At 34.6% G+C, this 12,356-nt stretch carries 10 protein-coding genes; 9 read left to right on the top strand and 1 reads right to left on the bottom strand.

Annotation, left to right across the window (positions count from 1 at the left end):
* The first annotated feature begins 73 nt into the window (after positions 1-73).
* The 9 genes from BFP75_RS20375 to purD all read left to right on the top strand — a co-directional run bounded on the left by BFP75_RS20375 (position 74) and on the right by purD (position 12,079).
* Positions 74-2,425: an acyltransferase family protein gene (locus BFP75_RS20375; protein WP_099547162.1), complete on the top strand. Its 2,352-nt coding sequence runs from the start codon at positions 74-76 to the stop codon at positions 2,423-2,425.
* A gap of 29 nt (positions 2,426-2,454) precedes the next feature.
* Positions 2,455-3,777 carry a hypothetical protein gene (locus BFP75_RS20380; protein WP_099547163.1) on the top strand — a complete coding sequence of 441 codons (1,323 nt, stop codon included), beginning with the start codon at positions 2,455-2,457 and terminating at the stop codon, positions 3,775-3,777.
* A gap of 85 nt (positions 3,778-3,862) precedes the next feature.
* Positions 3,863-5,002 (top strand): polysialyltransferase family glycosyltransferase, encoded by a 1,140-nt coding sequence (locus tag BFP75_RS20385; protein ID WP_099547164.1) that lies wholly within the window; start codon positions 3,863-3,865, stop codon positions 5,000-5,002.
* A gap of 5 nt (positions 5,003-5,007) precedes the next feature.
* The gene (locus BFP75_RS20390) at positions 5,008-6,090 is read left to right on the top strand and encodes an EpsG family protein (RefSeq protein WP_099547165.1); all 1,083 of its coding nucleotides are present in this window, start codon (positions 5,008-5,010) and stop codon (positions 6,088-6,090) included.
* A gap of 59 nt (positions 6,091-6,149) precedes the next feature.
* The gene (locus BFP75_RS20395; RefSeq protein WP_123803517.1) at positions 6,150-6,956 is read left to right on the top strand and encodes a hypothetical protein; all 807 of its coding nucleotides are present in this window, start codon (positions 6,150-6,152) and stop codon (positions 6,954-6,956) included.
* Between the two features lie 40 nt (positions 6,957-6,996).
* Positions 6,997-8,271 carry an O-antigen ligase family protein gene (locus BFP75_RS20400; protein ID WP_099547167.1) on the top strand — a complete coding sequence of 425 codons (1,275 nt, stop codon included), beginning with the start codon at positions 6,997-6,999 and terminating at the stop codon, positions 8,269-8,271.
* A gap of 139 nt (positions 8,272-8,410) precedes the next feature.
* Positions 8,411-9,778, top strand: coding sequence for a sugar transferase (locus tag BFP75_RS20405; protein ID WP_099547168.1), 1,368 nt, complete (start codon positions 8,411-8,413; stop codon positions 9,776-9,778).
* A gap of 9 nt (positions 9,779-9,787) precedes the next feature.
* Complete coding sequence (locus BFP75_RS20410) at positions 9,788-10,765, top strand: UDP-glucuronic acid decarboxylase family protein (protein WP_099547169.1); 978 nt, start codon at positions 9,788-9,790, stop codon at positions 10,763-10,765.
* Positions 10,766-10,807: 42 nt separating this feature from the next.
* Complete coding sequence (gene purD, locus BFP75_RS20415) at positions 10,808-12,079, top strand: phosphoribosylamine--glycine ligase (protein ID WP_099547170.1); 1,272 nt, start codon at positions 10,808-10,810, stop codon at positions 12,077-12,079.
* Positions 12,080-12,127: 48 nt separating this feature from the next.
* Here the strand turns inward: purD and BFP75_RS20420 are convergent, their stop codons facing one another.
* Positions 12,128-12,349, bottom strand: a complete 222-nt coding sequence (locus tag BFP75_RS20420; RefSeq protein ID WP_099547207.1) for a DUF6341 family protein — start codon at positions 12,347-12,349, stop codon at positions 12,128-12,130.
* Positions 12,350-12,356 lie beyond the last annotated feature (7 nt).

Here is a 12,356-nt window from a genome sequence, read left to right on the forward strand (position 1 = left end):
AGGCTTTAAATAAAGACGTAAGTTCCTTTAATTTCGGTGCTATTGTAGGAATATACTTCAATCTTTTTATTAAATGAAATATAGAAAGGATATTGATGGCCTTAGGGCCATAGCTGTTTTAGTTGTCATTTTTTGTCATCTTGGAATGGGCCTTTTCAAGGGCGGTTTTTTAGGTGTGGATATCTTCTTTGTGATTTCAGGCTTTCTTATAACTTATAATATCACTCAAAAATTAAATGAAGATAAATTCTCGTTCAAGAAGTTTTATTTGAACAGAATAAAAAGGATTGCTCCCGTGTTAATTGTAATTCTTATTTTATTGACCGTCTTCAATTCTTTGGTATTACTTCCTGAACCGTTAAAAAACTATTTGGAATTTTTACCATATGCTTGTATAGGACTGGGAAATTATGCGGCGGCAAATCTCAGTTCTGGATATTTTGATGCAGTTTCAGAACGATATCAACTTCTTCATACGTGGTCCTTAGGAGTTGAAGAGCAGTTTTATCTCTTTGTTCCCTTTTTGTTTTTCATATTGTGGAAAATTAAGGACCAGAGGTATCGGAATTTGGCAATTGTTGTCATTTACATTCTGTCCATAGCTGTAAGTGTCTATTTTGTTGAATTTACGGAACAAAGCAAGAGCAACTATTATTTATTGCATACACGTTTTTTTGAAATATTTACAGGTTCCATGCTCGCGGTTTTTTATCATAAGGGGTTGCCGGTTATTAATTCCAAAAGGCAACTTGAAATTCTGTATGTTTTTTCATTGGGAGGTATAATCCTCTTTTCGTACATTTTTGATGGCGCGAGTCTTTGGCCCGGTCTAAATGCCTTATGGGTTTCTCTGTTAACCGTTTTAATCATTTTTTTGGGAAGGGAAGAAAACGTTAATTCTTGGGGCAAGCAGCTTTTAGAATATCCTGCTATGCGTTTTATAGGCAAAATATCCTACAGTCTTTATCTATGGCATTGGATAATTATTGCAACACTCGTTGAAATTGGATATGATGTCAATCATTTTAGCCTATTGGCTAAGCTTTTTCTTTTATGTCTTGTAATGATTCCGGTATCATATCTTAGCTGGAAATATATTGAAAACGTATTTAGATACCGATGGGTTTTTAATTTTCGTGTTTCCTTGATATCTTGGGTGTTGATACCTTTACTTCTGGCCATGGGGTTGTATAAATATCAAGAACTGCAACCGGATACATTCTACCCCTCATCTGAAATTGACGCAACTACTTATCAATTTAGTTACGTCAATACTCCCCATTTAACTGTTAAAAACAATCCGCTCACCAAGGAAATGAGAAAAAAATTCTCTGGGGTGGAATACTTTATTGGAGAATATCAAAATAGGAAAAAGAGACTAAAAAGAGAATTGAGAGTTTCCGATGCGGAAGTATTAGTTCTGGCCAATTCCCATTTCCATGCTTTTAAACAGTTTATGGACCAACAACTGAAAGAAAAGAACCTTGTTGCTCATGTCCTACATGAAAGAACGGGAAACGTTTACGGATTTAAGAACGCAAAGGAACGTTATAGCGAACTTTTAAAGGGAAAAAAATTTGTTGTTGTATGGGTTAGGCTTGATTTTATAGATTTTAATGGAACCGATATTAATTGGGACCGATGGATTCTTGATGAAGCGTTGAGACAGGGGGTTCAACCTATTTTTTATGTGCCTGGAATTGAAATGCCTTCTGAAAATGAAGCAAGAAAAAATATTTATCAAAATATATTGTTAGGAAAATCAACAAACGATGGCGATAATTTAAAAACACTGTTTGAAGATATTCCCACCCTTGAGTACACATCAACTTTATTTGAGGATTATGGAGATTCAGTACGGTGGGTGGATTTTAAGCCGCTAATGTGTTACGATAGTACTTGTAAGCTTTGGCTGGATGACACTTTTGCGCTTTTTGACAAGCATCATATAACTAGGCAATTTGGCTATGAGCTTGGTCGGGAATACGATTTTAAATATGACAATATCTTTGAAGTGGATTGGAACCAACCTCCTATTTTTTTCAATGAAGAGCTATTGAAAAATGATTGGGCTAAGGAAGATGATAAAAATGAAATATACTATCAAGACCAGAATTACACTATAAAAATTGACCTCGCTGATAGGACGTATAAAATTAAAAAAGAGTACAGTGAAAAGGATTCTGAAAGTATGTTTTTTTTCCACGTTTTTCCAGAAGATATAAGTGTATTATCCGATAAGAGAAAAAAATATAAGTTCGATAATCTAGATACAAAAGGAGAGACAATAGTTTCCTTTATTCAAAAGGACACTTTTTTCTACGGAAAAAACAAATTACCCGAATACAAAATCAAAACCATACATTTGGGTCATTTTAAGCCTAAAGGCAAAAGGTTTTTTGAGAAAACTTTTAATATTCCTTAGCATAAAATAAATTAAATAGCTAGAATCTAATGTCCAATGTTGCCTATTCCTCAAAAAAAGTCTTTAAAAAGGCGATTTTTAACATTGGTTTTCAGATAGTTCCGATTGCGGCAGCATTGCTCTTGACCCCTTATTTAATAGAAAACATGGGAAAGGACTTTTGGGCAAAGTATTCCACCGGAATAAGCCTTGTCTTTTTGTCAAATTATTTTTCTTTCGGAATTGGACCCACACTTAATAGAAGGATTTCTCAAATAATTGGATTAAAGCAAAACCATAGGATACAGGGAGAACTTAGGGAATGCGTATCCTTTTCATACCTTCTTGGAATAGCCTTTTTTGTTTTGCTTCAAGTTGCGTTGTATGTATGCTATGTTTCAGAAAGCTTTAGTATTTTACAAACCAAACAGGATTACTTATTTTATTTTATAGTGCTTTGTGTATTTTTTCTGTCTTTCCTCATTATACCCTATAAGTCACTGTTGGAATCATTTAGTGATTTTTATTTTTTAGCGATAGTAAGGGCCCTAACCGCTGCGATGTTGTTCTTAGTGCCATTTATATACATCTATTTTTATACCGTTTCACTTACTGGAATTTCCACTACGTTACTTTCTATTTACGTCTTGCTATATCTACTCTATTTTTTAAGAGCCAAAAGTTATGAGGCCAAACTTTCTTTTAATATGGTCTCCCCAGTTAATTGGGAAATGGCCAAGGGTATTTTCAAATTTGAACTTAGCTTTCTTAAGGAGACGATTTGGTTCAGTGTTTTTTTTGCCACCTCGGCCATTGTTCTTTTTTTTGATAGGTTTTATTATCCGTTATTTTTTGACACCAGGACCATCTCAGACCATGTTACACTTTTGGATCTTTTCAATAGAGTTGCAATAGTAACAGGGACCATTTCCCTTGTATATTTTTCGGCAATCTCCGTTTGGTACCAAGAAAACAATTTACACAGGGTAACTACCAACTTAAAGTTGCAATTAGTAGGAGTGGGGTTTTTGTTTCTTGCAATTGGTCTATTTTCTTATTTCTTTTTGAATGATATTTTGCATTGGTGGCTAAAATCAAGCTACTCAAACTTTATAGAAGCGAATGGGTTCCGATTGCTCATTGGGACATTACTTGTAAATTTCACCATATTGATGATAAGGCCATTACAAGCCATTGGAGAAATAAAGAAAGTTAGTCTTTGGTTGATGCGTTCAACATTTGTGTATTTGACATTAGTGTTATTATTAGGTGCCTTTTATTTGATAGAATATCATTTTATGGCATTTATAGTCAAGGCTTTGATAGATGTAATTATTCTTGTAACATTGTTGAGGAGAAAAAAGATATTATGAAAAGAGCCAAAACAAATCTTCATCCTAGTCAATACGATAATTGGCATCTCGAATGTGAAATAGAAAAAATAGAAAATAGCAAGAGATGAAGGACAAGGCTTTTATCTATGAAGTTCATTACTCCAATTTCAACAGATATGTTATTCCATTAGCGGAATATCTAGTTGAAAATGATATAGCAAAAGAAGTCGTTTTAATATATGACGCTTTTACCAAAAGCGAAAAAATCCAAAAATCGGCTAACAAAAGAATCCGTATTGAAGCTGTTAAAAAAATTTATGACGAACGTAAGGGCAAGGACAACTCCAATACTATTTTCTTTAATTATAGTTATAGGATAACCGACCTATATTGGACATATTATTTCAAGAAAATCGGGGTTCATACCAATCAGTTACAACATGGAATGTACGCCGAATTTCTGGAACGAAGTTTTATGGGTTATTTTTCGGCCATGAACAGGAAAATGACCTATTTAAGATATCTTTTCAGTTTTTTGCTGAAAGGAAAAGTCTCAATTTTTCTGTATTTGTTCAATAAAGATTTTACTAAGTCATTTAAAGTAAATGAATATATAGAACGCAATAAGAAACACAAGATAGTCCCCTTATTATCCAATCATGTTTTTGTATGGGGGGATTATTGGAAGGATTGGTTCATGAAAAATCATTACTATACCAACCTAGGCGATTTCACGACCATTGGAAACCCAGATTATCACACCTTCGTGAAAAATAAGGAACAAATAAAGCAACCGGAAAAAGTCTGTTACATTGCTCAGACCTTTGTAGAGGACGGGCGAATGGACAGATCTGCATATAAAGCAATCATTGATGAGCTTTCTAATGTTGTGAAGGATAGATTGATTATAAAGTTACACCCAAGGTCGGATAAAGAAATTTTTGAAACAGTGGTACGTAACCAAGGCATTCTAACCTATGATTTTCCCATTACAGGATACTATGTAGGTCACTATTCATCTCTGTTAGCCTTGGCGATTAACGAGGATAGCAAAGTATATCTTTTGGAGGTAAACGAAGAAGAAATACCTCATTACTTTAGGAATACTGTAGATGGTGTGTTTACCTCAATGCAAAATCTTTCTAGTGCAATTCTTGCAAATAATAATAGTGATAGGACTTCGGATATTTCCTATTATTTCAAAAACATGGAAGAACATCCTTTTTCCCTAATTGGAAAAGAGTTGACCGATAGCAGAAACTAAACCTCATGGAAGTATACAAGCCCATAGTCTTGCAATGTATTTCACTACTTTGTCTATTGGTTTTTTTCATATTTTCAAAACTCAAACGATCAACCTCGTTAAAAGCCATTTCACTTTTTTTTATATTAATTTTTGTTTTATCCGTATTTATAAACAGGGATTACAGCGCTAACATTGATTTGCCACTTTATATGGATTTTTATAAGTACAATGTGGTTTTTAAAGACATTTTTGTTTCTAAAACGGCCTGGAAGGGAGATTATATTTTTTTTGCTTTAATGCCCATTTCACATTTAATGGGTTTGGCCCAGGAAGATTATATTACTTTTCAGCTTATACTTAGTATTGGACTAACTTTTTTGGCATATTTTTATTTTTTTAAAGAATCAAGGGCTTTGATGTTTCTCGCTCTTTTCTATATGCTGAATAGTTCTTCCTTTTATTTAATTCAAGGTAATGTGATTCGCCAAGGACTTTCCTCATCCTTATTACTGTTAAGTCTATGCGTTTTACCTGGAATCCAGACAAACCTGTTAAAATTCATGGCCTTCTTCAGCCATAAAGGAAGCGTTTTTTCTTTTCTTACCGGGTTTTTGAAATTAAAAAATAGGGTAAGGGCTATAATTCTTGTCTTAGGATTATTGGCCGGATACTTTTCTCTTTTTGTTTTGCTATTGAAGCTTCTCCCATTGCCTCAATTCGTAATCACAAAATTGGAATTTTATTCGACTTTTGAAAGGGCCTCATCAAATTCAATCATTAAGCTGGGACTTCTTTTACTGTTTAATTTGTTGTTCCTGCTATTTAGAAATAGAGATAAGAATTATGAAAAGGCCTATTCCCTCTTCTTTTCTTTCTCATTGGCTGCATTGTTGTTTTTTAGGTTTGATGGAATGTTTTCTAGGTTAATTTTGTATACAGATATTTTCGTGCCTATTTTAACTGTTGGTGTGATTCAGCAATTCAGCACTAAAAGCAATAGGGTCATCGCATCGGCGATTGGTATAACATTTAGTATGGTCTATTCCGTATATGTTTTTAACCATGAGTCTATCCTTTTTAACATGGGAAAATACTTTTCGGTTTAAAAGTTATGAATCTCAAATCCATCAATTCATTGTTTATCTCGGTGATTATCCTGTTAATAATGGGATGCGAAAGAAAAATGAACCCTTCAAATAGATTTGTTTACGATTTTTTGGCACATAATGGTAAACAGCTTTATAAGAGCGAAATGAAGAGGACAAAATTGGACTATTTGCCATCAACTCAAAAACTAGTGTATAGTTTCTGGAAACAATCTGTATTTGACAATAATGGCAAGCTATTTCTACATGTGTATCCAAAAGATTTGCAAACATTACCTGACAATAGAAAAAAATATGGTTTTCTTAATATTGGAATTGGCAAAAAAGATATTCAAAAAGTGGATTCGACACACTTCTACATAGTAAAAGATCTTTCGAGATATGGTATTGTAGAAAGATTGGTCACAGGACAGTACATTGACAATAAAAGGACATGGATCGTTGATGAAAGAATAAATTTAGTCACTAAGTATGATGATTCATTGGAAAATAGAATGAATAAGGGCATTGTTGAAAATCTAGATTTTGACTTTGTTGAAACCCTTTTATTTAATAATTCACAATCTCATTATGCTGATTTAACTACAGGAATAAACTGTTTTATTAGTTTAGATCAAAACCTGTTATATCTAAGTAACATTGATATGAATTACTTGAAAGATAATTTTGAATTTCGGTTTTATGGTAGTGATTTGGTCAATAAAAACCTAATGGAAACAAAGAACTTAACTAAACTCAAAACATATTGTACTAATAGCCAGCTTTGTTTTGCTTACACTGAAATACCTAAAGGCATAACTAGAATCAGTTTTGTACGTTCTGAAAAATCAAAAATCAAGGAGCTTTTTAGTCTAAACATAGAGTAGTACTGGTTAATGGACTTTAAGACCTAACTTTAATAAAGCGTTGGATATTTTTAAAAAAATAGACTTTTTAAGCCTTTCCTTAGGCTTTTGTATAGGTATTCTGCCTTGGAGTGAAAGATGGAATACCATAGCTATAATATATTTAGCCTTGTATTTGATATACAAAGTTTTTCTTTTAAAGACAAAAATCAAGTTTAAAATTTGGGAATTCATAGCGGCAAGTGCACTTTTTTGGATTTCTCTCTTATGGCTCCAATCAACCGATGACTTTATTATGGGATGGAAATATATGGAACGGATTTCCTCGGCTTTGGTATTTCCCTTGCTTTTTTCATGGACTTTGACAAGGTTTACTTTTCGACTTCAATTGGTTCTATTAATATTCTTAGCATCATGTATTTTACGTTATTTTTTTCTTTTAAGCCAGATTATTGACTGGGAATTGGTTTATATTTTAGATTACTGGAAAGAAGTCCTAATTCAATTCAACCAGATATCGTTGAATGAAGCCCTCCATCCGTCATACTTTTCCCTATACCTGGGATTTTGTGTTCTAATTTCTTATTTTTTTTTAAGCAAAGCTTTAAACTTTAAATATCGTTTTGTCTGGTTAACCCTGCTAGTGTTTTTCTTCTTAACGGTTATATCCTTAGGGGCGAAAATGCCTTTAATTGCATGTGTTCTTTCTTTGATGATCGGGATGCTGTTTAAGATATATAGAATGAAGAGCGGTAGACAAAAGTATTTAATAGTGGCTTTTGCAAGTATATTGGCAGTGATAGTTTTTGTGATAAAAGCACCCAATGGTATTCAACAAGATATGTATAATTATTACAGTTTTTACAAGGGGGAAGATTTGCATAAGTCCTTTGATTATGAAAAATATGGAACAAATTATTCCTTAGAGACCTGGTCAAGGACCAATAGAATATTTATCTGGAAATCTTCAGTTCAATTGGTTAAAAAAAATTTTCTGGCAGGAGTTGGAACCGGTGACATGAGAAATGAGCTTAACAAACAATACTTGGAGGATGGACAAGTATATTTGGCAAATAAAAACACTAATACTCATAACCAATTTTTGGATTTTTTGGTAAAATTTGGTTTAATTGGTTTTTTGCTAATTGTGATTTCTTTTTGGTTTTATTTATATTCTGCCTGGACTGGTAATAATACTTTGTATTTCATGTTCCTCGTTTTTCTCTTAATGTGTATGCTAACTGAAAACATTTTAAATAGACAACTGGGAATTTCCTTTTTCTTTTTCTTTAATAGTCTTTTCTTATTTTCTAAAAAAGGGAATAGGCTTGTTTAGCATCATAGGGATTAGAAGTATTTTACAGTACCTGTCTCTTAAAATACTGTGCTAAAACAATTTAATAGTTGTAAAAAATAGGCTTAACTTTGAGCAGTTTACGAATCAAGGGACAAATTCTTGTAAGTGACTTGCAACCATGCCAAAACCGCTTATTTTTAATATAAAGGAAAGAAAAACCATTCTTGTTTTAGGAGACCTTTTTATTATTGGTTCGGCATTGAATGTTTTTATAAATGATGCCTTGGACGTAAAGGTTGAGAATATTCTGTTTAGAATTATTTTTTACGTTTCCGGGGCTATATTTTTCTTCTTATTGTCCTATGTGCTTAATTTTTATAATCTAGAAAGGCCGTTCAAAACAAGATTAATTTTATCACAGTCATTTTTTATTGTTGGTTCTTTCGTGCTTACAATATTCATAGGCACTGTTCTTTTTTTTGATGCAAGTTTTTGGAGAATACCCTTGATTATATTTCTGTTTTTGACTCCATTGGAAATATTCTTATGGAGGTATTTTTTTGGAAATTTGTTTAAGGTAATTCCGGCCACTAGAAATGTTATGTATGTTTTTGACAATGAATTGGCCGATGACCATCAAAAGTATATTGATCAGATAAATGGAGATGGATTAGAAAGTTTTTACAAAACAAGACTCACGTATTCCATTGACAACTTAACTATTTTAGAGAGAAAAAAGTTTATGGATGCCTTGGAGAAGATTGACTCATTTATTCTTAACATTCCAAGTTATGATCGGTTATCTCGGGCATTTGAAAAAATCCTAATTGAAGCAATATTAAAAGGTAAAGAGGTTCTATCTTTTACAACTTTCTACGAAAACACATACGAAGCCTTGCCTTTAAAGTCACACAATGATAGTTTTTATGAAATATTACAACTAAAGAATGGTAAGATAAGATATCTTGAAGCCCTTTTCACTTTTATAATAAATTGGATCTTCATTTTAATTGTTGGCTCTATTTTTCTGTGCTTTGTGCCTATGGTGTACTTTTTGAACCTTTTTTTCAATCGCGGACCTTTGTTTTACACCCAGAAAAGAATCGGTCAATATGGTAAAGAGTTTAGTATCTATAAGTTTAGGTCTATGGTGGTCGATGCAGAATCTACTGGGGCAAAAATGGCAGCTAAAAATGATTCGAGGATAACACCCTTTGGGAAGGTTTTAAGAATGTTCAGAATCGACGAATTACCTCAGCTAATTTCGATAATTAAAGGTGACATGCAACTTATAGGGCCAAGACCTGAACGTAAGATATTTGTGGATAAGCTAAACGAAATAACGCCGTTCTATAGTGCTAGGCATCTTATAAAACCTGGTATAACAGGGTGGGCACAGGTGAAATACAAGTATGGTGAAAACTTGGAAGATTCCATTAGGAAATTGGAATACGACATGTACTATATAAAGAATAAGTCGATAACATTGGATATTAGAATAATATTTAAAACCATAACGACTGTTTTGTTCTCTAGAGGAATATAAAATGGACTGATGAAAAAAATCCTAATCACCGGGGCTGCCGGATTTCTTGGCTCACATTTATGTGACAGATTTATAAGCGAAGGTTTTCACGTTATTGGCATGGATAACCTGATTACTGGCGATCTGGATAATATCAGACACCTGTTTCCAATGGAGAATTTTGAGTTTTATCATCATGATGTGACCAAGTTTGTACTTGTTTCCGGTAAACTGGATTATATTTTGCATTTCGCTTCGCCTGCCAGTCCAATCGACTACCTTAAAATTCCTATCAAAACCTTAAAGGTAGGTTCGTTGGGTACTCTAAACTTATTGGGCCTTGCCAAGGAAAAAAGGGCAAGGATATTGGTGGCATCAACATCTGAGGTGTATGGCGATCCTTTGGTACATCCCCAAACCGAGGAATATAATGGCAATGTGAGCCCAGTTGGCCCTAGGGGGGTATATGATGAGGCCAAACGGTTTATGGAATCCATTACCATGGCTTACCATAGACATCATGGATTGGATACCCGTATAGTCCGTATTTTCAATACATATGGGCCAAGAATGCGTTTGAACGACGGTAGGGTTGTTCCAGCATTTATGGGGCAAGCGATTCGTGGAGAGGACTTGACCGTTTTTGGGGATGGCTCACAGACCCGTTCCTTTTGCTATATAGACGATCAAGTCGAGGGAATATACCGACTGTTATTTAGTGATTATCCAGATCCTATCAATATTGGGAATCCAAATGAAACTACCATCAAGGAGTTTGCAGAGGAGATTATCGCCCTTACAGGTACCGATCAAAAAATTATTTATAAGCCCTTGCCTAAGGATGACCCATCAAAACGCCAGCCCGACATTAGCAAAGCCAGGGAAATTTTAGGCTGGGAACCTAAAGTTAGTCGGTCCGAAGGATTAAAAATCGTATATGATTATTTTAAATCCCTTTCTCCAGAGGAGTTACAGAAAAAAGAGCATCGGGATTTTTCTGCCAGATAGTTTAATTGACCATCAAACCTTACTTTTGTCAAAATCAAAAAAATGAACATTTTAATTCTTGGATCTGGGGGGCGTGAGCATGCCTTTGCATGGAAATTATCACAAAGTAACAAGCTGTCAAAACTTTATATAGCTCCGGGTAATGCGGGTACTTTCCTTTTAGGTGAAAACATACCAATTGGTGTAAATGATTTTGATAAGATCAAGGAAGTTGTTTTGGAAAAGGATATCGACCTGGTTATTGTTGGTCCGGAGGATCCTTTGGTGAACGGTGTTCACGATTATTTCCTGGAAGATGCACAATTAAATAACATTCCCGTTATCGGCCCTCAAAAAATGGCTGCAAAATTGGAGGGTAGTAAGGAGTTTGCCAAGGAGTTTATGATGCGCCATGAAATCCCTACGGCCAAATACCAAAGTTTTACTGCAGAATCATTGAATGAGGGGTACGAATTTCTTGAGAGCTTGGAACCTCCTTATGTGTTGAAGGCGGATGGTCTGGCGGCGGGCAAGGGTGTGGTCATTCTCAAGGACCTGAATGAAGCAAAAAGGGAGTTGAAATCCATGTTGGTGGACGCAAAATTTGGTAGTGCCAGTACCACTGTGGTCATAGAGGAATTTTTGGAAGGTATAGAATTAAGTGTTTTTGTGCTTACGGACGGAATAAACTATAAAGTCCTGCCTACGGCCAAGGACTATAAAAGAATAGGTGAGGGCGACACAGGTCTGAACACCGGTGGTATGGGGGCTATTTCCCCAGTTCCTTTCGCCGATAAAGTTTTTATGGGTAAAATCCACGACCAAATTGTAAAACCAACCGTAGAGGGTCTTAAAAAGGATGATTTGCCTTATAAGGGGTTTATTTTTATTGGGTTGATCAAAGTGGGGAATAATCCTAAAGTCATAGAGTATAATGTTCGAATGGGAGACCCGGAAACTGAGGTGGTATTGCCTAGGGTACAAAATGATTTTGTAGAATTGATGCGTGCCGTTGCCAACGGCAAATTGAATGAAGTAAATCTAAAAATTGACGACCGTACCGCGACCACCGTCATGTTGGTATCGGGTGGGTATCCCGGAGCCTACGATAAAGGAAAAATGATTTCAGGGATAGAAGACATCTCAGATTCGATAGTCTTTCATGCAGGAACGACACATAAAGATGGTAAGGTGGTGACCAATGGTGGAAGGGTAATGGCCATAACTTCTTATGGGAATGATTTTAACGATGCGCTGAAAACGTCCTACACAAGCATTGAAAAACTAAAGTTTGAGGGAATGAATTACCGTAAGGATATAGGTTTTGACTTATAAAACCAATTGCTTGCGCAATACGCTCTCTTATACTATTCGGTAATTGCCCTATAAATAGGAGTGGGAAGAAATGGACTTGTCCTCTTCTCCGTTGTCATTGAATTTTTTGAGCTCCAGCATCCAATAGACAAACGCCACAAATCCTATCAACATAAATACCCAGTTCAAAGTATTGGATAATGTCCAGCTTTCCATGAAACGCAATGCATCAAAGGGTGCAAAAAGTACATTGACGAACAAATCCTCGATACCGTAAAAAAATGACTTCATCTTATTG

The organism is Maribacter sp. 4G9, from assembly GCF_002742265.1.
GTDB lineage: Bacteria > Bacteroidota > Bacteroidia > Flavobacteriales > Flavobacteriaceae > Maribacter.

Coding starts and splice junctions, on each gene's coding strand:
- BFP75_RS20375 (WP_099547162.1), top strand. CDS start 74: ATGAAATATAGAAAGGATATTGATGGCCTTAGGGCCATAGCTGTTTTA.
- BFP75_RS20380 (WP_099547163.1), top strand. CDS start 2,455: ATGTCCAATGTTGCCTATTCCTCAAAAAAAGTCTTTAAAAAGGCGATT.
- BFP75_RS20385 (WP_099547164.1), top strand. CDS start 3,863: ATGAAGGACAAGGCTTTTATCTATGAAGTTCATTACTCCAATTTCAAC.
- BFP75_RS20390 (WP_099547165.1), top strand. CDS start 5,008: ATGGAAGTATACAAGCCCATAGTCTTGCAATGTATTTCACTACTTTGT.
- BFP75_RS20395 (WP_123803517.1), top strand. CDS start 6,150: ATGGGATGCGAAAGAAAAATGAACCCTTCAAATAGATTTGTTTACGAT.
- BFP75_RS20405 (WP_099547168.1), top strand. CDS start 8,411: ATGCCAAAACCGCTTATTTTTAATATAAAGGAAAGAAAAACCATTCTT.
- BFP75_RS20410 (WP_099547169.1), top strand. CDS start 9,788: ATGAAAAAAATCCTAATCACCGGGGCTGCCGGATTTCTTGGCTCACAT.
- purD (WP_099547170.1), top strand. CDS start 10,808: ATGAACATTTTAATTCTTGGATCTGGGGGGCGTGAGCATGCCTTTGCA.
- BFP75_RS20420 (WP_099547207.1), bottom strand. CDS start 12,349: ATGAAGTCATTTTTTTACGGTATCGAGGATTTGTTCGTCAATGTACTT.